Raw genomic sequence first — 21,587 nt, 5'->3', positions numbered from 1 at the left:
ACGCATGATTATTTGTAGGAAGTACCGACAATCAGATACACCGAATCAAAGTTATCTTCGGTTCGACCATAAGCTAATATGATCGGCCCGATGGGTGAGTCGACACCCGCAAAAACAGAGCCTGCAGTATACATTGGAGCTTCATCCAGTTTTAAGTCATTGTTCGACCAAACACCACCATGTTCAATAGAGGCACCCACGTAGAACGGTGATTCAAAGAGGCCGAAGTCATTTTCAAACCACTTATAACGGTAGATCAAACTGGTGTAAGCTAAGTTCTGACCGATCAAACTATTTCTTGGAATACCGGATAGATTGAGGAACCCTCCTAACTCTTTCGGATCAATCGGAAAGACTGAGTTTTTACTTTCTACGATGCCGTAATCAACCTTTGCGACTAAAGTATGCTTTTCAATGCTTTGTGCTGCCATAAAATTGGCCGAAAGTTCAAAGACTGTATCACTCTCAGAAGAGAAATCTGAACCACCATTAGAGCTCTCATTCTCAAAATCGTCATGAGAGATAAGGTATTCTAAATCGACAAAATAACCTTCGGTAGGAAGACTGAAGTTATCCAAAGTATCCAATCTATAACTGGCAAAGGCACCAATACGTTTATAGCCACCACTTCCTAGTGAAGGTAATGATGCCACCTCAATACTGCCATCGGTATAACGTGCACCAAATTTCAGCTCTTGCCACAATGTCGGTTGATAGCCCAATGCAAATTCACTCAGATACTCTTGATAAGACATTGGTAAGTAGTCTTTGGTTGCATCCAGTGTAGGTTCTCCAATCTCGCCGATTCCTGCTGGCAGGTTTCGATTCTGGTTGCTGTAAGCAATAGACACAGATGTGAACAACTTTTGACTCGAAAAGAATGGTGAGAAGAGTTCCGCCTCAATGCGTTTGTCCGTTCCCATCTCGATATTAGTTCTTAGCTCTGCACCATGCTTATTAATATCGGTAAAGTTGGCAGAGACACCGAGCGAGTACTGGCTGGTTGTAGAGAAATCATCTTCAAGAAAGAATCGAAAATTGAGGTAGTTTGGACCCCAAGATTTTTCGTTCACATCGACCAGCAGTTGATCCTCACCATCAACATTTTCAAATTCATAAGTAACCAACTCGAACCGATCTAAGGCATAAAGATCTTTCACTTTAGATTCGATTTCACTGGTTTTAATAACCTGACCAGAATCGAGGTTTAAACGATTTTCGATTAACTTATCTGAATAGTGGGTGTTGTTGTTAATAATAACTCTATCAACGACAGTCTGGTCGCCATGTTTTAGCTGCTTTCGAGCTTGCTGTTTCTGATCAATATACTTTTGATAGTCTGCGTTAGAGAGCGCCAACTTAGAAAGCTGATCCGTATACTGCCTTGTTGCTTCGTATCCAGCATGATAAGCCGTCGGCATTTTATCGAACTCGGTGGTCTCCATTTGCCCAACATCAGGACGTAGGAAAAAATCATCGTCTGTTAACGTCGCGGCTTGCTCTTGAGTGCTGCGTTGAACAAGGTAATTAGAGAGTTGGTCTGCTGCGGCTAAAAAGTTAGTGAAGTCTTCTTTGCTTTTGTAGTTAGTACTGATATCAATCGCAATAACTATGTCAGCCCCCATCGCTCTAGCAACATCAACAGGCATGTTATTGGTGACACCACCATCGACCAACATTCGCCCATCAACTTCATAAGGAGGAAGTGCTCCAGGTACTGACATACTCGCCATCATCGCATCAACAAGGTGACCATGATCGATCACGACTTCTTCAAGGTCGATAATATCGGTTGCGACAGAGCGATATGGAATAGCGAGGCTGTCGAAAGAATCGAGGGGAGATAAATTACCAGTGGTCTCGCGCAGAATACGCAACATATTCTGACCTTGAACCACACCTTTTCTGGCTTTGATTTCGCCCCAACCTAAACCGAGATCGGTATTCAGTTGATAACGGTCTTCATATTCTTTGTCTCGCACACGGCGATCACTACGGTTAACGCGATCGCGATAACCACGATTCCAATCAACCGTATAAATAAAGCTCTCGATCTCATCAGCGCTCATCCCTGTCGCATAAAGACCACCAACGTATGCGCCCATGCTGGTACCGGTAATGTAATCAACCGGAATTTGCATCTCTTCTAGGGCTTTAAGCACACCGATGTGAGCTGCACCTTTTGCCCCACCACCAGCAAGAACGACAGCAACGGTTGGCCTTTTATGAGCTTGTTTAAGTTCAACATGTTCTGATGAATCAACCTGTGCTGCAGTAGCGGCAAACAGTTGAAAACTGATCACAGTACCGACAATACCCAAGCTACTCACTAACCAACGAGAAATCATTATCTAAACTATCCTTGTCATTCTTTTCTGTTATGACTTTACCACTGAAAAAGCTTCTTTAGCCACTGTTTTGGTTGACTTTCACAGCCCTTTTTAATGCTGCCACTTTCATCCCAGACCGGCAATTTGACTGTACCACCACAGTCAAACTCTAACGCCCCTTCAGAAGTTCGAGTAAAGCTAGCGGTCGCAATTCCTGTTGGCCAAGGCAGTAATAGTTGTTCAGGCGTTCTTTGCTTCAGATAATCGGCATAGACACGCAACGCACCGCTAGAACCGGTTAGTTTAGTCGGTTTATTATCATCTCGGCCTAACCAAATCGTCGTGACTTCACGACCATCAACACCCACGAACCAACTGTCACGGCTGTCATTACTTGTGCCCGTTTTACCAGCTAACCCAGCCCATGCAAACTGACCTTGTAAGAAACGACCTGTACCTTCCGATACACCCCGCTTCATCGCATAGGTTGTTAACCAAGCTGCCTGCTGGTCAACGCTTTGCGATACACGAGGAATCGATTGATACAGAACTTCGCCATCATTATCAACAACAGAACGAAGTGCAGACAAAGGCGCAATGCGACCAGAGTTGGTAATGGTTTGGTACATCTGAGCAACTTGGAACGGAGTCAGTGAGAACGAACCCAAAAACATCGACGGTACTGGGCGAATCTCATTTTTATCGACACCCAGCTTACCAATGGTGTCCGAGACGCTATCAATGCCTAACTGCATGCCTAAACGAACGGTAGGTACGTTATAAGACTTAGAAAGCGCCACATACAAGGGCACATCGCCACGGAACTTACGATCGAAGTTTCTTGGGCTCCATACGCTGCCCTTACTACCTTTCAAGCTCAGTGGGGTGTCCTTCAATGTTGTCGCCAACGTATACTTCTGAGGTTGTTCCAATGCGGTTAAGTAGATGGCAGGCTTAACCAAAGAACCAATAGGGCGACTCGCATTCAAAGCACGGTTAAAACCATCGTAACCGGTACGTTTACCACCAACCATCGCTCGGATTTCACCAGTATTGCGATCCACGGCAATCGCTGCGGCTTCCAGTTTGTTACCTGCCGTTTTCGATAAATCAGGCACTTTACGAGCAATCGACTTTTCTAACTTGTCTTGGGAAACGGGATCCAGAGAGGTAAAGACTCGAATCCCTTTTTTCGCTTCAAATCGATCGCCTACATACTTCTTAAGCTCAATGTTTACTTGCTGGAAGTAAGCTGGCTGACGACTAGCAATACGTGGATTGTCTTGAATATCCAAATCACGACTCGCCGCTTCTTCGTATTGTCGCGGAGTTAATATGTCTTGCTGCATCAATAAGCGAAGAACCAGATCGCGTCGAGTCTTAGCACGCTCAGGGTAACGAACCGGATTGTAATACGAAGGGCCTTTCACCATACCCACCAGCAATGCTAGTTGATCGATGCGGAGCTCTTGAATAGGTTGACCGAAATACAAACGAGATGCCAAGCCGAAACCATGAATCGCTTGCCCACCATTTTGCCCAAGGTAAACCTCGTTTAAGTAAGCCTCTAGAATACGGTCTTTGCTGTAACGATGGTCCAAGATAAGCGCAATGTAGGCTTCACGAACCTTACGCCACAATGTACGTTCACTGGACAAGAACAGGTTTTTTGCCAGCTGTTGTGTCAGCGTACTACCCCCCTGTACCGTTCGCCCAGCTTTGACGTTAACGACCATTGCACGAGCGATTGCTAATGGCGATACCCCATCGTGTTGATAGAAGCTTCGGTCTTCAGTTGCTAATAAGGCATCAACCATCACTTCTGGGAACTGATTACGTTTTAAGAACAGGCGTTGCTCATCGTTACTTTTTTCAAGCATACCCAACATTTTCGGCTCAACACGTAGATAGCCCATGTCGCCTTTCTTCTCTAGCGACTGTATACGAGTTAACTCGTTACCGTTGAAATGCAGCATTACATGACGATCCGCTTCAGGTCCATCGACAAACTCGAACGGACGACGAATCATTTCAATCTTGGTTGAAGAAGAAGAGTACTCACCTGGGTGACGAGGAGAATTCACTTTACGGTAATTAAGTACATCCAGTTCATTCTTAACCTGTACCACACTCACCGCAGTCCCCGGAGACAGATCCAACACACGAGCATAAACAACGGTTGGCAGATCAAAAAGCTGACCTTCAAAACGCTGCTTAACCACTGAATCCAGATAAATACCGACGAACAACAGCAATGCGGCAAGTGCTAAGCCAGCTTTCCAAGAAATGCCCCACAGAATCTTCAACCAACCTCTCTTGCCAGACGGCTTAGCCTTAGGTTTAGTCTTTTTCGCTGCTGATCTTGGCTTTCTAGGCTTGCCTTTGGTCGCTGGTGACTTCTTTGCTGGCGCTTTTTTAGGTGGTGCCTTTTTTGGCGTTAACATTTTGGTCATCATCGGTTCAACTGTCGTTTGGTTTTAGTGGTTGCTACATGATTAGCAGGGTCATCCGGCCAAGGATGTTTTGGGTAACGGCCTTTCATCTCTTTTTGTACTTCTTTGTACGCGCCAGCCCAAAAGCCGGCTAAATCCTGAGTAATTTGCAGTGGTCGTTGCGCAGGAGAAAGCAACTCAAGCACCACCTTTTTACGCCCTTGGGCAATCAAGGGGGAATCTTGCTCACCAAAGACTTCCTGCATTCGAACAGAGATCATTGGCTCAGATTTATATTGATAACGAATCGACTTCTTACTGCCCGTTGGCATCAGGTAATTAGTCGGTAGCCATTGATCTATTTCTTGATTCAGAGGCCAGCCAAGATAAGCCGACAATGCTTGTTCAATCGATACATTCGACAGCCCTTTGGCTGACTTAATGCCATTCAGATAGGGTGATAGCCACTCATCAAGATGTTCAATCAAACTCGCATCATCCATCGCTGGCCAATCATGCTCTGGCATCCAAAGCAGTGCGCAGCGTACACGCTCAACGAGCTGTTTAGCTGAAGACGTCCAATGTAAGCGCTCCAGTCCGCAGCGAGCGATATAATTGAGTAGCGCTTGGCTCGCCTGATTCGCATCGGGTTCTGGTAAAGCTTTGGTGCTGATAATCAACTTCCCCAAAGACACTCGCTGCTCTGCCACTAAGCGACCACGTTTCTCATCCCAATCGGCGTAATCGGAACACACAAACAGTTTTGGAAATTCAACTTCTAGCTGCGCAATATCAACCGCGGTAGCTAAGAAAACTTGACTGGCTCGCCCTGTGCTGCGCATCAAATCAATCACAACGATATAGTCATTATTCGCCAATGGATCATCATCACGAACTTCAGCACCGTGACCATTCGCCAGAAGAAAAGCACAGCTGCTCGCACTTCTCGCTTGTGCAATTCGGTCTGGGAATGCAAAACAAAGCACTAATGGTAGCAATGATTCGTCAACTTGTGACAAATCTAAGTGATGATTGAGTTTGCTGGCGAGACTTTTCGCTCGCTGCATCACAACACTGTTTTTCGAGTGCTTTCTTTGCTTAAGTCGATGTAGCGAGTGTTGAATATCCGTCACATTGCGTTCCGGATCTTCGAGTAAAGCGGCAGCGACAATCGCGACATTCAACAAGGCTTGGCTGTTTTGTTGCGCTTTGATCAGCATACTAGCGATACGCGGCTCAATGCCTAGGCGCTGGGCTTGCTTACCGATCGAAGTGAACTGCCCATTAGCGTCTAACAGTTCCAGATTTTGTAAGAGTTGCTTACCTTGTTCTGTTGAAGCTTTTGGTGGAACGTCTAACCATTGCAGTTCCTCAGCACTCGCAGCGCCCCATTGCGTCAATTCAGACACCAACGAAGACAAATCAGAATGAAGAATTTCAGGTTCTGGTACAGCAGGTTGCTGCATAAGCTGTGTTTCGCTGTACAAGCGAACACACAAGCCCTCTTCGATTCGCCCTGCTCGACCCGCTCTTTGCTCAGCAGAAGACTGCGAAATTTTCACTTGTTCAAGCTTGGTAATACCGGTTTTCAAATCAAACTTTGCAACTCGTTCTAACCCCGAATCAACCACTAAACGAATCCCCTCAATCGTCAAAGAGGTTTCCGCAATGTTAGTGGCCAATACCACTTTTCGACGCCCTTTCACCGATGGCGCGATCGCTCTCTGCTGCTGTTCAAAACTCAATTGGCCATACAACGGACACACGTCAATATCACTGACAAGTTGCCCAAGTTGTGATTCCACTTGTTTTATCGCCGAGACACCCGGTAAGAAAGCCAAAAGTGAACCCGATTCTTTCTCCATCAGAGATTGAATCACCTTAGCCATTTTAGGTGCTAAATATTCATTCGAGCCTAATGGCTGATAGTAGAAGTCGACAGGGAAAGTTCGGCCTTGCGATTCAACATACTTGGCATCAGGTAACAAAGATTGCAGAGCGTGTTGATCTAAGGTTGCCGACATCACCACCACTTTTAGATCGTCACGCAGCGCATCTTGGATCTCCAAGCTGAACGCCAATGCAGTATCTGCGTGAATGCTGCGTTCATGAAATTCATCAAAGATCACCATATCAACCCCAGTCAATTCAGGGTCGGTTTGGATCATTCTCGTCATGATCCCTTCAGTCACGATTTCCAAGCGAGTCGCACTACTGGTTTTAGATTCACCACGAACCCTAAAACCTGTGCTCTCTCCCACTTTCTCTCCTAGTTGGCTCGCTAAGTAAGTAGCAATATTCCTTGCAGCCAAACGCCTTGGTTCAAGCATAATGATTTTGCCTTGAACGGCATTAGCCTTAACCAACTGTAAAGGGAAGAATGTTGACTTACCGGCACCGGGAGCGGCCTTTAGAATAAGTTGAGTGTGTGTTTGTACGCCAGCGAGCAGATCTGGCATCACAGCTTCTATGGGCAGTTGTGGCAATGGGTGAACCTTGTGGTGTAATGTTGGCAACATTGTACATAAAAACCTACCTCTCTAAATAAGTAATATGCACTTCAATCCTCCATTAGAGCCAGCGACTCTTATTAAACGCTATAAACGCTTTCTCACTGACATCCAACTTCCAGACGGCAGCGAGCGTACTATCCACTGCGCTAACACCGGAGCGATGACAGGATGTGCGACTCCTGGCAATACGGTGTGGTACTCAACGTCAGACAATGCAAAAAGAAAGTACCCAAACAGCTGGGAGATCTCAGAAACAGACAAAGGTCACCGTATTTGTGTAAATACTGCGCGGGCAAACCAGCTAGCGGTGGAAGCAATTGAAAATGGGACTATAGTTGAACTCTTAGGTTATAACGCGTTACGAACCGAAGTGAAATATGGCAGTGAGAATAGTCGCATTGATATTCTGCTTGAAGATAACGAAAAGCCGCCTTGCTATATCGAAGTAAAAAGCGTCACTTTGCTCGACGAAGAAGTGTCAACTAAGCAACAAATATCAACTAAACAACAAGCGTCGACCGAAGGGCAAGGTTTTTTCCCTGATGCAGTGACAACTAGAGGCCAAAAACACCTGCGAGAACTCACAGAAATGGTCGAATCTGGAAGTAGAGCCGTACTTTTATTCACTGTTTTACATTCAGGCATTGAAAAAGTGTCTGCGGCACACCATATAGACGCCAAATATTCGTTATTACTAAAACAAGCACAAGACGCTGGAGTTGAAGTGCTTTGCTATAAAGCAGAGCTCAGCAGTACTCAAATACAACTAAAACAAGCCGTTGAATTTATCAATAGCTAAGCAAAAATGCTGAACTATTCACATTGATTGCAAGTTTTAACAAGAGTATTTGCCACCATTCGTTCTTTCTGCTATAGATACCCGCCTTAAAATTAGCTGCTTTGCAGTTGACTAGGTGTAAATAGGAGATGCTGTATGCCAGAATCTAAGAAAAAAGCGCTAGGCATCCTAGCCATCGCAGGTGTTGAACCGTACCAAGCAAAGACAGGTGAAGAGTACATGTCACCTGAGCAAACGGAACATTTTACAAAAATTTTATCAGCTTGGCGCAACCAGCTCAGGGAAGAAGTTGATCGTACTGTGCACCACATGCAGGACGAAGCAGCGAATTTTCCAGATCCTGTTGACCGAGCTTCTCAAGAAGAAGAATTCAGCCTAGAGTTACGTAACCGTGACCGTGAGCGCCGTCTTATCAAGAAAATTGAGAAGACACTAGATAAGATCGAAGAAGACGATTTCGGCTTCTGCGACTCTTGCGGTGTCGAGATTGGTATTCGTCGTCTTGAAGCTCGTCCAACTGCTGACCTTTGTATTGACTGTAAAACACTTGCAGAGATCAAAGAGAAACAGATGCAAGGTTAATTCTTGCGGATGTAAAGAAAGGGAGCTTTGGCTCCCTTTTTTGTTTGTTTTAAAAAGTGGTTTATATCGTTGTTGATAGCGATAAACTAATCACCAAACGTCTTAAGAATCGGCTACTGCGGTACCATCAAGATTAGGTTTCTCACTCATGAATTATATCGGACGCTTTGCACCATCACCGTCAGGTCCTCTTCATTTTGGCTCACTGGTTGCTGCTCTTGGTAGCTACTTTCAAGCGAAATCTAACCAAGGACAATGGTTAGTTCGTATGGAAGACCTCGATCCGCCAAGAGAAATGGCTGGCGCTGCAGACCTCATTCTTAAGACGCTTGAGGCTTACCACCTGTATTGGGACGGTGAAGTCGTTTATCAAAGCCAGCGTCATGACCTATATCAAGCTCAAATTGATCAATGGGTCACTGACAATCAGGCCTACTACTGTCAATGTACCCGTAAGCAAATAAAGTCCTTGGGTGGGTTTTATAGTGGCCACTGCCGAGACAAAGGTTTGGTTGATTCAGGCGAACAGGCGGTGCGCTTGTGTATGGACTTTCCCATCGAGTCCTTTGACGATGTTCGTCACGGCACGATTCAAATTCCCAAAGCATTGGCTGAAGAAGATTTTATTATCAAGCGCAGAGATGGGTTGTTTGCCTATAACTTGGCAGTTGTCCTTGATGACATCGAACAAGGGGTAACAGAAGTCGTTAGAGGTGCAGATCTGATAGAACCAACAGGTCGACAAATCAGTTTGTATAAGACGCTCAAGCAAAAAAACGTGAGCTACTTGCACTTACCATTGGCAACCGATGGCTTGGGGAATAAACTGTCAAAACAAAATCATGCCACCGCGATAGATCTCGACAACCCAAAACCGACGTTAATCAATGCGATGCGATTCTTAGGTTTTAATATCCCGAATGCTCTTTTCGAGGCGTCAATAGATGAAATTTTATTGTGGGGCTGCCAGCAATGGAACGTCTATCAGTTACCTGATAGTTTACAAAAAGAGCACAGCAATGAGTTCGAAACTAACGGCAAATCGCAATAACGATACATAAAAATACCGTAACAAATACCTGTGACTAAGCAGACGATGTTCTCAAATGGCTCGCGCTAAGCTATTATTAGCCGCAATTAAACTCTGCACTACCACTTTGGACTAAGAGAAAAACAAAGCTGGCGATACCTACTTTGTTATAAACTAATGAATACAAACGACAATACCCCAAGCGAACAACGCGGATTCCACGAATTAGCTCTGAATATTTATACTCGTCAAGAGCACAATATTTCACGCAAGCAGATCAGCGACAATGCACTTAAAGTGTTATATCGCCTGAATGGTGCGGGTTTTGACGCATTTCTAGTCGGTGGTGGTGTACGCGACATCTTATTGGGCTCTCAGCCAAAAGATTTTGATATCGCGACCAACGCAACGCCAGAGCAAATCAAGCACCTATTCAGAAACTGTCGCCTTATCGGTCGACGTTTTCGCTTGGCACATATCATGTTTGGTCGTGACATCATTGAAGTAGCAACTTTCCGTGGCCACCACCAAGAGCCATCGAAAAACGTTTCTGCGCAATCTGAAGAAGGTATGTTGCTACGCGATAACGTGTACGGCAATGTTGATGAAGATGCAGAACGTCGTGACTTCACAATCAATGCGATGTACTACAACATTGCAGACTATAGCATCCACGATTACGCGGGTGGTGTAGAAGATTTAGAAGATAAGCTGATCCGCCTGATTGGCGATCCAGAAACGCGTTACCGCGAAGACCCAGTACGCATGCTACGTGCAATGCGCTTCGCCGCTAAACTGGATTTTGATATTGAGGAAGATACAGCCGACCCAATTGAAGAGTTAGCACACCTTCTAAAAGATATCCCAGCAGCGCGCCTTTACGAAGAGTCTCTAAAATTACTGCAATCAGGTCACGGTTTAGAAACCTACCACTTGATGCGTGAGTACAACCTGTTCCAGCAGATGTTCCCTTCAGTAGCGGAACACTTCACAGAAGGCTACGACTCACATACCGAGCAGATGCTTGATTTGGTACTCGACTCGACTGACCTTCGCATCGAAGATGGCAAGCGAGTAAACCCCGCGTTTATGTTTGCTGCAATGCTTTGGTACCCAATGAACAAGTTGGCAGACAAGCTTGTCGCTGAACAGGGTATGGCGCACTACGATGCGATCATGGAAGCAAGTAACATCATTCTTGATCGACAAGTAAAATCAATTGCGATTCCTCGTCGCCATACCGCAACCATTCGCGAAGTTTGGCAACTGCAACTACGACTGCCTCGCCGCAACGGTAAACGTGCCGTTCGCCTGATGGAACTCAATAAGTTCCGTGCTGGCTACGATTTCCTAGAAATGCGTGGCGAAATTGAAGGTGGCGAAACCAAAGAACTAGCAAAATGGTGGGAGCGTTATCAGACAGCAGGACGCAATATGCGTCAAGCGATGGCTAATGACGTAGCAGCACCATCAAAGTCGGGTCATCGCCGCCGTAAGACTTACAGGAACAAAAAGAGTAAGCAATCAGAATGATAACGGCTTACATTGCGGTCGGCAGTAATCTTGCCGACCCTGTTAGCCAAGCAAACTTGGCTATCGAAACGCTAAAGAATCTTCCGCGAACAACGTTTGTTGCGACCTCACAGCTATATAGTAGCACTCCAATGGGGCCGCAAAACCAACCCGACTACATCAACGCGGTAGTAGCAATTAAAACAGAATTAACGCCAATTGAACTGCTTGATTGCACTCAAAAGATCGAGCAAGAGCAAGGGCGCGTCCGTAAAGACGAGCGTTGGGGTCCAAGAACCTTGGATCTCGATATCGTGTTATACGGCAATGAGGTGATCGATTCAGAGCGCTTAACCGTTCCTCATTACGGAATGAAAGAAAGAGAGTTTGTGCTCTACCCGCTTGCTGAAATCGCACCAAGTTTACAACTCCCTGATGGGACTGAGCTGACAGAACTACTAAAAATAGTAGATAAGAACGGGCTCAATGTTTGGCAGCAATAGCCAAGCGCATTAAGGAAAATCAATGAAAAAAGTAACCATTAACGACCTAATCAAGTGCAAACAAGAAGGCCGTAAATTCGCGACGTCGACAGCTTATGATGCGAGTTTTGCTCAATTATTCGAAAGCCAAGATATGCCAGTTCTACTTGTCGGTGACTCACTTGGCATGGTTCTACAAGGTCGTAACGATACATTACCAGTAACCGTTGAAGATATTGCTTACCATACTCGCTCAGTGCGTGCCGGTAGCCCAAACTGTCTTCTTATGGCTGACATGCCATTCATGAGTTACGCCACACCAGAGCAAGCCTGTGAGAACGCAGCAACCTTAATGCGCGCTGGTGCGAATATGGTGAAAATCGAAGGCGGAAGCTGGTTGATTGAAACTGTGAAGATGCTAACAGAACGTGCTGTACCAGTATGTGCACACTTAGGCTTAACGCCTCAATCGGTAAACATTTTTGGTGGTTACAAAGTTCAAGGTCGTGACAACGAGCAAGCCGATAAAATGGTTGCTGATGCGCTAGCACTACAAAATGCAGGTGCTCAAATCGTTCTTCTTGAATGTGTACCAGCTTCATTAGCAAAAAGAATTACAGAAGCTTGTGACGTACCGGTTATCGGCATCGGCGCAGGTAATGTTACCGATGGTCAGATCTTGGTTATGCATGACATGTTCGGTATTTCTGCGAACTACATGCCGAAATTCTCTAAGAATTTCCTAGCTGAAACAGGTGATATGCGTAAAGCCGTCGCTCTATACAAAGAAGAAGTAGAGAGCGCACGTTTCCCTGATGATGCTCATACAATCGCTTAGGAGTAACTATGCAAACTTTTGCTGAAATAGCGGCTCTTCGTGAGCAGATTAAACAGTTTAAGCGTGATGGACGTACGGTTGCTTTTGTCCCAACAATGGGAAACCTACATGAAGGTCACCTAACTCTGGTCAAGAAAGCTCGTGAACTGGCTGACATTGTTGTTGTAAGCATTTTTGTTAACCCAATGCAGTTTGATCGCGCCGACGACCTAAATAACTACCCTCGTACGTTAGAAGCCGATTTAAACAAACTAACAGGCGAAGGTGTTGAGTTAGTCTTTACGCCAACACCAGAGGTTATGTACCCAGATGGATTGGACAAACAGACGTTTGTTGAAGTCCCTGGTATATCTCATATGCTTGAAGGTGCCTCTCGCCCAGGTCATTTCCGCGGTGTATCAACAATTGTCACGAAACTGTTTAATATCGTTCAGCCAGACTTTGCATGCTTCGGTGAGAAAGATTTCCAACAACTTGCTGTGATTCGCCAGATGACAACTGACTTAGCGCTAGACATTGAAGTTGTGGGCGTAGCGACTGTTCGTGAAATGGATGGTTTAGCCATGAGCTCTCGCAATAGCAACCTAACGATTGATGAACGTCAGCGAGCTCCAGTTCTAGCGCGCACTATGCGTTGGATCAGCAGTGCTATTCGTGGTGGTCGTGATGATTACGCGTCTGTCATTGAAGATGCAACAGACCAACTACGCGCAGCAGACCTACAACCGGATGAAATATTCATTTGTGATGTAAAAACGTTACAAGCGATCACTTCAGAATCGACTCAAGCAGTGATTCTAATGTCGGCTTTCCTAGGTAAGACTCGTCTTATCGACAACCAAGTTTTAGATTTGGTCACGGAAACGAAAGAAGAAGTGAAAGAAGAAACTGCTGAGTAATCGCTTTCTTCTCTTTACGTAAACCAGGTTATACCGCAAAGCACAAATGAAAAACATAAAAAAGGTCGATGTAATATCGACCTTTTTCTTTGCCTGCGATTCAGCATAATTAATAGCTCCTAGATAACTAATAGATCCTGGATAACTAATAGCTCTTGGATAACTAAAAGTTAACTACGTAAGCCGATCCCCTTTGTAACTAAGTAATGTGCAATGCCATACAGCACGACAATAAACACACCTAGTACGCCAAACGACGTCACAATACCCACATCAGACACACCCAAAAAACCATATCTAAACGCGTTTACCATATACACGATAGGGTTCAACTTCGATACACCTTGCCAGAATTCAGGCAATAGACTGATCGAGTAGAACACACCACCGAGATACGTCAGCGGCGTTAAAATGAAGGTTGGGATAATAGAAATATCATCAAACGTGCGTGCGAATACCGCGTTGATCAAGCCACCCAGAGCAAACACAACCGACGTGAGAAATACCGTCGCAATGATCACGCCCCAGTGGTCGACTTGAAGGTCAACAAAGAACAGCGATACAAAGGTGACGATAGTGCCCACTAACAAGCCACGCACCACGCCGCCCATTACGAAGCCGGCGATAATCACGTAGTTAGGAACAGGTGCTACAAGCAGCTCTTCAATGTTCTTCTGGAATTTGGCACTAAAGAACGATGAAGCAACGTTGGAATATGAGTTGGTGATCACCGACATCATGATCAGACCGGGCACAATGTATTCCATGTAGCTAAAGCCATTCATTTCACCAATACGCGCACCAATCAGGTTACCGAAGATGATGAAGTAAAGCGTCATGGTAATCGCTGGCGGCACCAGAGTTTGCACCCAGATACGCGTGAAGCGATTGATCTCTTTGGTCAACAAGCTGCAGAAAGCGGTCCAATATAGGCTGTACATATTATTTATTCCCCTCACGGACGATACTCACAAATAGCTCTTCTAGGCGGTTTGCTTTGTTACGCATAGAGAGAACTTTTACCTGCTGCTCACTCAATTGATCAAAGATGGTATTCAAACCTCGATTCTTGTCGATTTCGATTTCTAGCGAGCCATTAACCATCACTTGGCTATTCACACCTTCAAGTTTAGGTTCAGTCGCACCCTCTTCAAGATCAAGAATAAAGGTCTCGGCACTCAACTTACCCAACAGCGACTTCATTGTGGTGTTCTCAATCAACTCACCACGATTGATGATACCAATGTTACGACACAGCATTTCCGCTTCTTCTAGATAGTGCGTAGTTAAAATAATGGTGATGCCCTGCTTCTCGTTGATCTCCTTGAGGAATTCCCACATTGAACGACGCAATTCAATATCAACACCCGCCGTTGGTTCATCAAGAATCAACAAATGAGGCTCATGCATCAGTGCACGCGCGATCATCAAACGACGCTTCATACCACCAGATAAGTTACGCGCACGTTCGCCACGCTTTTCCCACAAATCGAGCTGAGATAAGTACTTTTTAGCGCGTTCTTTAGCAAGAGCTTTCGGTACACCGTAGTAACCGGCTTGTTGTAGCACGATCTGCTCAACCGTTTCGAACGGGTTAAAGTTAAACTCTTGCGGGACTAAACCTAAGTTCAACTTCGCTAGCTCCAGATCGGTATCAATGTCGTAGCCAAACACTTTCACCTTGCCTGACGTTTTATTAACCAGTGAAGAGATAACACCAATGGTGGTGGATTTACCCGCACCATTTGGGCCAAGTAGTGCGTAAAAGTCGCCTTTTTCTACTTGTAAACTCACGCCCTTAAGAGCCTCAAAGCCCCCTGCATAAGTTTTTCTTAGTTGCTCAATTTCTAATGCATACATAGAGATAGACTGCCATTTGCTATAGATAAGATGTTGATGGCCGAATTTGAGGAAGAGAGTAATGCTTAATACGAGCTAGCAGAAAACTAACTCAAACTTGTTTACTCGGCCATTTTGCAAACAAGTTTATCGTTGATTAACGATTAACACAAATACCGAGTGAGGCTTTCTTTCGAAAGCGAACAAGAATATTAGGTACGTAAAGAGCAATTCAGTGTTCAGTAAACATAAAAAATGCCGTTAAGTTATTAACTTAACGGCATTAATCACCAATACTATATTTGCCGTCTATAACTGATTCATGTGAAATTATTGCTGAAGATTAAACCGAGTCAAATTGATGTTCATCTCTATCAACATAGCTTGTTGCAGCTGTCAGGGCTTCATATCTGAATCGATAAGTATTGGATTCAGGTACAAGGTCAATCACATGGAATTTTTCTAATTGCTGACGAGTATTCTCATTAGGACACAATAAGTACACTTCACACTGCGCATCTAGGGCATCTTTAATCGCATTTTCTAGCGCTAAGCCAACGGTAACATCAATCATAGGCACATCAGTTAGGTCTAAGATCATCGCTTCATAATCAGAAATGCTCGAGTGTTGACGTGAGATCGCTTTTGAAACACTGAATATCATCGGCCCAGAAAGGTAGAAGAACAGCACTTTACCATTGGCACTATCCAGTAACTGACGTTCACTGTCAGTCAATGGGATATCGTCTTCATCATCGCCATCACTGATCGCCTTAACTTGTCTAGCTTGCTCTCGACTCAGCCTTTCAATGATCAGAATGTTTGAGATAAAAACGCCCAGCCCGACCGCAATAATTAGATCAACGAATACGGTTAATAACATCACACCGTACATGACACCCATGCCGGCATAACTCACCTTGTGTGCGCGCTGAATAAAACTCCAATCAAGGATGTTGAAACCGACATACATCGCGATACCAGCCAACACAGCCATAGGGATCGGTTCTGTTAAGCCTCCCGCAACCAATACCACTAGCGCAAGCACCAAAGCACGAATAACACCAGAAAGCGGAGAACGAGCCCCTACCTGAATGTTGGTCACGGTGCCCATGGTTGCGCCCGCACCGGGTAGCGCACCAAACAGACCAGAAATCATATTCGCAATGCCTTGGCCACGAAGTTCTTTGTCTGAATCATGCTCTTTACGAGTCAATGAATCTCCGATAACCGCAGTCAAAAGCGTATCAATACAACCAAGAGTACCTAGCACCAAAGCATCGATCACCATTGTGGTGAATTGCTCAGAACTGATAGTCGGAATAACAAGAGAAGGTAAGCCTGCGGGAATTTCACCAATACGGCGAATAGAGTCGGTATCAAAGATAATAACGGATAAGAGCGTTACAGCCACTAAAGCGACCAATTGAGCGGGCACATACTTACGATATTTAGCTGGAAAACCGAAAAGGATACCAAGCGTTAATACCCCTAAAAACAGCTCGCTGACTTTCAGATTAGCTAGCGTATCAGGAAGTGCCGAAAGTGTGCCCATCACTCCGCCAGAAGGGGCTGCGTGCCCTAGCAAAGGAGAAAGTTGCAGAATGACAAGAATCACGCCGATACCGGACATAAAGCCAGATATCACGCTATATGGCATCAAAGTGACGTACTTTCCTAGCTTTAATGTACCGAGTAATATCTGAAAAGCACCCGCCATCATTACCACGGTAAAGGTCATTGCCATCCCGGTTTCAGGGTACTTGGCCACCATGCTGGTCATTACTGCCGTCATGATCACTGTCATCGGCCCGGTAGGCTCTGATATCAAGCTGCTTGAGCCACCAAACAATGCCGCAAATAGGCCCACCATGATGGCGCCCCAAAGGCCAGCTTCCGCGCCCGCACCAGAAGCGACACCAAATGCCAACGCTAAAGGCAATGAGATGATGGCTGTAGTTACACCGCCAAACATATCTCCTTTGAGATTGATATCCGTAAAACGACTTCCAAACAAAACACACCTTCCTGATGATGAAATGACAAACCTTATCACTTTAACAAATGTATCAACGGTTCAGAAAGTGTTAATTTAATCACACTATTCGTCTCTTATATTCGGATTATGCCTTTTACGCTAAGTTAATGATTTTAACGACTAGTACACGTCAGATGAGTACTATTTGACACAGTTTTTACAAGATTGAATTTGTAACATTGTGTATAGTTAGAGTTCTTAATTAAGGGATGTAAGACGCAAAATGCCAGAGATTAAACAGCTTTTTGAAAACAACTCTAAATGGTCAGAAGAAATTCGCTCTCAACGACCAGAGTATTTTACAACGCTTGAAGAGGGTCAAAGCCCTGGTTTTCTATGGATAGGCTGCTCAGATAGCCGCGTTCCAGCCGAGCGTCTCACTGGTTTGTATTCTGGCGAACTGTTTGTTCACCGAAATGTCGCTAATCAAGTAGTTCATACCGACCTAAACTGCTTATCAGTAGTGCAATACGCTGTCGATGTACTCAAAGTGAAACACGTTATTGTTTGTGGTCACTACGGCTGTGGCGGTGTTAACGCAGCGATAGATAACCCTAAACTGGGTCTTATCAACAACTGGCTACTCCACATACGCGATAACTATCTTAAGTACCGTAAGCAAATTGAATCTCTGCCTCGTGAACAATGGGGTGACAAGTTATGCGAAATTAACGTTGCAGAACAAGTCTACAATCTTGGTAACTCGACCATCATGCAAAGCGCATGGGAACGTGGACAAGATATTGAAATCCACGGTGTGGTTTATGGTATTGGTAATGGCAAACTGCAAGATCTTGGTGTTCGTTGCTCAAGTAATGACACTTTAGAAAACAGCCATTTAGCGGCACTTGATAAAATCCTATCGTCTCCAATCCTAGGTTAATTCTTAACGTCTAACCAATAGATATAAGAAAGAATAGATATAAGAAAGGCTCGCATTGTGCGAGCCTTTTTTGTTTGTGTTCAACAGAGCCGTTATTACTCTTGAGGTACAACTTTACCGATGTACGGTAGGTGACGATATTTTTGTGCGTAGTCGATACCCACACCAACAACGAATTCATCTGGGATTTCAAAACCAATCCACTTTGTGTCTACAATGACTTCACGACGAGAAGGCTTGTCTAATAACGTACAAATTTCGATAGATTTAGGACCACGCAGGCTCAGAATTTCTTTTACTTTAGTCAGCGTGTTACCAGTATCGATAATGTCTTCTACAAGTAGAACATCTTTACCTTGGATGTCATCATCAAGGTCTTTCAAAATACGAACATCACGTGAGCTTTCCATGCCGTTGCCGTAGCTAGAGGCTGTCATGAAATCCACTTGGTGAGTTAAATCGATAGCACGAGCAAGATCCGCCATAAAGACAAAAGATCCGCGCAATAAGCCAACTAAAACTAGATCTTCGCTACCTTGGTAGTGCTCCGTGATCTGCTTGCCTAGTTCGTTCACTCGATCCTGAACTTCTTGCTCAGAGATCATGACTTCAACTGTATGCTTCATACTGCTCTCATTTTATTTGGTGATTGCGACGAATGTTGACACTTTCGTCAGTTGTGTCGCTCAATTTTGTGCGTAAGTCTAGCACTGCTCAAATACCCACACCACCTTATGGTTCGAATTTACTGTTAGATTCTCAATGAAATGTGCATTGGTGCGTTATCCAATACTCGCATCCTTTCACATCAACACTGATCACGCTTTATGTATCAAGTTTGATGTAACTGTCTATAAAACAAGCACAAGGGATTGACCATTCACATATGCACCATTACACTCATCTTGGCTTAAATAATAATAAAATCATTAATATAAAAATTCGTTGGCAAGGAAAAACAATATGGACTCAATAACGAAGAGACCTAGAACTAGGCTTTCACCCTTAAAAAGAAAACTTCAATTGATGGAAATCGCACTTGAAGTATTCTCTCGCCGTGGCATTGGCCGCGGTGGACACGCTGACATTGCCGACATCGCTCAGGTGTCAGTAGCAACAGTATTTAACTACTTCCCTACCCGTGAAGATCTGGTTGATGAAGTACTTAACCACGTTGTTCGTCAATTCTCGAACTTCCTTTCAGACAACATTGACCTAGATATTCACGCAAAAGAAAATCTACATAATATTGCGACTGAAATGGTGACGTTAGTGGCTCAAGATAGCAATTGGTTAAATGTATGGTTTGAATGGAGCGCTTCGACTCGTGATGAAGTATGGCCTCTGTTTGTAACCACTAACCGCACTAACCAGATGTTGGTACAAAACATGTTTAGCAAGGCGATTGAACGCGGCGAAGTCTGTGACGATCACGATCCTAAACATCTAGCAAATCTATTCCACGGCATTTGCTACTCGCTATTCATCCAAGCGAAACGTGCTGATACGCAAGAAGAACTTTCGACCTTGACGGATAGCTACTTGAACATGCTGTGCATTTATAAGTAGATTCGATCTTCGAACAAAACTAAAGGGTTGGCTTTTACGCTAACCCTTTTTTATTTCCTCTCACCTAATCAGATTCCCTATTCCTTCCTTCGTCATCCTAAAGAGCGAGGGACGAGCGAGTTGGGGATCTCTTACAAGCATGACGACCATCTTTTCTTCAGACATAAAAAAGCCGCTGACGAATCAGCGGCTTTTAAAAACATTAGCGAGTGGCTAAAAAAGAATTACTTCTTCTTTTTCACTGCTTTCTTATTTGGAAGGTCAGTGATTGAACCTTCGAATACTTCCGCAGCAAGACCAACAGACTCGTGTAGAGTTGGGTGAGCGTGGATAGTCAGTGCGATATCTTCTGCATCACAACCCATTTCGATTGCTAGGCCGATTTCGCCAAGAAGTTCACCACCGTTAGTACCAACAACAGCACCACCGATTACGCGATGAGTCTCTTTATCGAAGATCATCTTAGTCATACCGTCAGCACAGTCTGAAGCGATTGCACGACCAGAAGCAGCCCAAGGGAAAGTAGCAACTTCGTAGTTCAGGCCTTCCGCTTTCGCTTCTTTCTCAGTCTTACCTACCCAAGCTACTTCTGGCTCAGTGTACGCAATTGATGGGATTACTTTAGGATCGAAGTAGTGCTTCTTACCAGAGATAACTTCAGCAGCTACGTGACCTTCATGCACACCTTTGTGAGCAAGCATTGGTTGACCAACAACGTCACCGATCGCGTGGATGTGAGGAACGTTAGTACGCATTTGCTTATCAACATTGATGAAACCACGCTCATCAACTTCGATACCCGCTTTTTCAGCGTCGATAAGTGCACCGTTTGGAACACGACCGATAGCAACAAGAACAGCATCGTAGCGCTCAGCTTCAGCTGGTGCTTTTTTGCCTTCCATTGAAACGTAGATACCATCTTCTTTCGCTTCAACAGCAGTAACTTTAGTTTCAAGCATTAGCTTGAACTTGTTCTTGATGCGTTTAGTGAAGACTTTAACGATGTCTTTATCCGCAGCTGGGATAACTTGATCGAACATCTCAACAACTTCAACTTTAGAACCTAGAGAGTGGTAAACCGTACCCATCTCAAGACCGATGATACCGCCGCCCATGATAAGCAGTTTTTCTGGTACTTCGTTTAGTTCTAGTGCATCCGTAGAATCCCAAATGCGTGGGTCTTCATGTGGGATGAACGGAAGTTTGATTGGGCGAGAACCCGCTGCAATGATTGCATTATCAAAGTTAATTGTTGTCGTTTCTTCGCCAACAACTTCGATGCTGTTAGGACCAGTAAACTTACCGAAACCGTTAACAACAGTAACATTACGCATCTTAGCCATACCGCCAAGACCGCCAGTCAGTTGATCAACTACTTTGTCTTTCCAGATACGAACTTTGTTGATGTCCGTTTGTGGCTCGCCGAATACAACGCCGTGCTCTGCCATCGCTTTTGCTTCTTCAATTACTTTAGATACGTGAAGAAGTGCTTTTGATGGAATACAACCAACGTTTAGACATACACCACCAAGAGTGCTGTAACGTTCAACTAGTACTGTTTCTAGACCTAAATCCGCACAACGGAATGCCGCTGAGTAGCCAGCAGGACCTGAACCAAGTACAACAACTTGGGCTTTAATTTCTTTGCTCATTGTGACCTCTTGTAGTCATTATCCCTAACAGGCTGAGTAGATGTTCTTAAAATTATTGGGCTTTCAAACAGGAAACATTTTACAGAGATGTTAACAGTGTGAAAGTAGCTTTAAGTTAGCCTGTGAGCTAGACAACAATTCCCCCGCAGTTTATGAGAAATGCCGGAAACTGTTCTCTAAAAATAGTCT

The 21,587-nt window shown here is 44.6% G+C and carries 17 protein-coding genes; 9 read left to right on the top strand and 8 right to left on the bottom strand.

All coding sequences use genetic code 11. The features are described 5' to 3' along the window. Positions 1–8 precede the first annotated feature (8 nt). Genes AB4589_RS00870 through hrpB form a run of 3 tightly spaced genes read right to left on the bottom strand, consistent with a single transcriptional unit; the run spans position 9 to position 7,221 of the window. Positions 9–2,348 (bottom strand): patatin-like phospholipase family protein, encoded by a 2,340-nt coding sequence (locus tag AB4589_RS00870; protein WP_012604725.1) that lies wholly within the window; start codon positions 2,346–2,348, stop codon positions 9–11. A 38-nt stretch (positions 2,349–2,386) separates the two neighbouring features. After that, positions 2,387–4,786, bottom strand: a complete 2,400-nt coding sequence (mrcB, locus tag AB4589_RS00865; protein ID WP_371709508.1) for a penicillin-binding protein 1B — start codon at positions 4,784–4,786, stop codon at positions 2,387–2,389. After that, a complete protein-coding gene (gene hrpB, locus AB4589_RS00860) occupies positions 4,783–7,221 on the bottom strand; it encodes an ATP-dependent helicase HrpB (protein ID WP_371709532.1) in 2,439 nt (812 codons plus the stop codon). Before hrpB ends, mrcB begins: the two co-directional genes overlap by 4 nt. 94 nt (positions 7,222–7,315) lie before the next feature. On the opposite strand from hrpB, the gene sfsA reads away from it, so the two are divergent. From sfsA to panC, 7 genes are all read left to right on the top strand, one after another. Next, positions 7,316–8,074 (top strand): DNA/RNA nuclease SfsA, encoded by a 759-nt coding sequence (gene sfsA, locus AB4589_RS00855; protein ID WP_009847580.1) that lies wholly within the window; start codon positions 7,316–7,318, stop codon positions 8,072–8,074. Positions 8,075–8,209: 135 nt separating this feature from the next. Beyond that, positions 8,210–8,656 carry an RNA polymerase-binding protein DksA gene (dksA, locus tag AB4589_RS00850; protein WP_009847581.1) on the top strand — a complete coding sequence of 149 codons (447 nt, stop codon included), beginning with the start codon at positions 8,210–8,212 and terminating at the stop codon, positions 8,654–8,656. A 148-nt stretch (positions 8,657–8,804) separates the two neighbouring features. Then, positions 8,805–9,707, top strand: a complete 903-nt coding sequence (gluQRS, locus tag AB4589_RS00845) for a tRNA glutamyl-Q(34) synthetase GluQRS (RefSeq protein ID WP_009847582.1) — start codon at positions 8,805–8,807, stop codon at positions 9,705–9,707. Positions 9,708–9,863: 156 nt separating this feature from the next. Further along, positions 9,864–11,219 (top strand): polynucleotide adenylyltransferase PcnB, encoded by a 1,356-nt coding sequence (gene pcnB / locus AB4589_RS00840; RefSeq protein ID WP_009847583.1) that lies wholly within the window; start codon positions 9,864–9,866, stop codon positions 11,217–11,219. Next, positions 11,216–11,701, top strand: a complete 486-nt coding sequence (gene folK / locus AB4589_RS00835) for a 2-amino-4-hydroxy-6-hydroxymethyldihydropteridine diphosphokinase (RefSeq protein ID WP_009847584.1) — start codon at positions 11,216–11,218, stop codon at positions 11,699–11,701. Before pcnB ends, folK begins: the two co-directional genes overlap by 4 nt. A gap of 22 nt (positions 11,702–11,723) precedes the next feature. Further along, a complete protein-coding gene (gene panB, locus AB4589_RS00830) occupies positions 11,724–12,518 on the top strand; it encodes a 3-methyl-2-oxobutanoate hydroxymethyltransferase (protein WP_009847585.1) in 795 nt (264 codons plus the stop codon). A gap of 8 nt (positions 12,519–12,526) precedes the next feature. Beyond that, complete coding sequence (gene panC, locus AB4589_RS00825) at positions 12,527–13,417, top strand: pantoate--beta-alanine ligase (protein ID WP_009847586.1); 891 nt, start codon at positions 12,527–12,529, stop codon at positions 13,415–13,417. Positions 13,418–13,587: 170 nt separating this feature from the next. On the opposite strand, the gene AB4589_RS00820 is transcribed toward panC, so the two are convergent. From AB4589_RS00820 to AB4589_RS00810, 3 genes are all read right to left on the bottom strand, one after another. Next, complete coding sequence (locus tag AB4589_RS00820) at positions 13,588–14,358, bottom strand: ABC transporter permease (protein ID WP_009847587.1); 771 nt, start codon at positions 14,356–14,358, stop codon at positions 13,588–13,590. A 1-nt stretch (position 14,359) separates the two neighbouring features. Next, positions 14,360–15,277, bottom strand: a complete 918-nt coding sequence (locus tag AB4589_RS00815) for an ABC transporter ATP-binding protein (RefSeq protein WP_009847588.1) — start codon at positions 15,275–15,277, stop codon at positions 14,360–14,362. 322 nt (positions 15,278–15,599) lie between these two features. Then, positions 15,600–17,231 carry a SulP family inorganic anion transporter gene (locus tag AB4589_RS00810; protein ID WP_029223085.1) on the bottom strand — a complete coding sequence of 544 codons (1,632 nt, stop codon included), beginning with the start codon at positions 17,229–17,231 and terminating at the stop codon, positions 15,600–15,602. A 286-nt stretch (positions 17,232–17,517) separates the two neighbouring features. On the opposite strand from AB4589_RS00810, the gene can reads away from it, so the two are divergent. Beyond that, positions 17,518–18,177: a carbonate dehydratase gene (gene can, locus AB4589_RS00805; protein WP_009847590.1), complete on the top strand. Its 660-nt coding sequence runs from the start codon at positions 17,518–17,520 to the stop codon at positions 18,175–18,177. 95 nt (positions 18,178–18,272) lie between these two features. Here the strand turns inward: can and hpt are convergent, their stop codons facing one another. Next, positions 18,273–18,803 carry a hypoxanthine phosphoribosyltransferase gene (hpt, locus tag AB4589_RS00800; RefSeq protein ID WP_009847591.1) on the bottom strand — a complete coding sequence of 177 codons (531 nt, stop codon included), beginning with the start codon at positions 18,801–18,803 and terminating at the stop codon, positions 18,273–18,275. A 337-nt stretch (positions 18,804–19,140) separates the two neighbouring features. On the opposite strand from hpt, the gene AB4589_RS00795 reads away from it, so the two are divergent. Beyond that, complete coding sequence (locus AB4589_RS00795) at positions 19,141–19,746, top strand: LuxR/HapR/OpaR family quorum-sensing transcriptional regulator (RefSeq protein WP_017101672.1); 606 nt, start codon at positions 19,141–19,143, stop codon at positions 19,744–19,746. A 224-nt stretch (positions 19,747–19,970) separates the two neighbouring features. Here the strand turns inward: AB4589_RS00795 and lpdA are convergent, their stop codons facing one another. Further along, a complete protein-coding gene (gene lpdA, locus AB4589_RS00790; RefSeq protein WP_017106891.1) occupies positions 19,971–21,398 on the bottom strand; it encodes a dihydrolipoyl dehydrogenase in 1,428 nt (475 codons plus the stop codon). Positions 21,399–21,587: the final 189 nt, after the last annotated feature.

The organism is Vibrio sp. 10N.222.49.A3 (assembly GCF_041475145.1).
GTDB lineage: Bacteria > Pseudomonadota > Gammaproteobacteria > Enterobacterales > Vibrionaceae > Vibrio > Vibrio tasmaniensis_A.
This window is presented reverse-complemented; position numbering and strand designations above follow the sequence as displayed.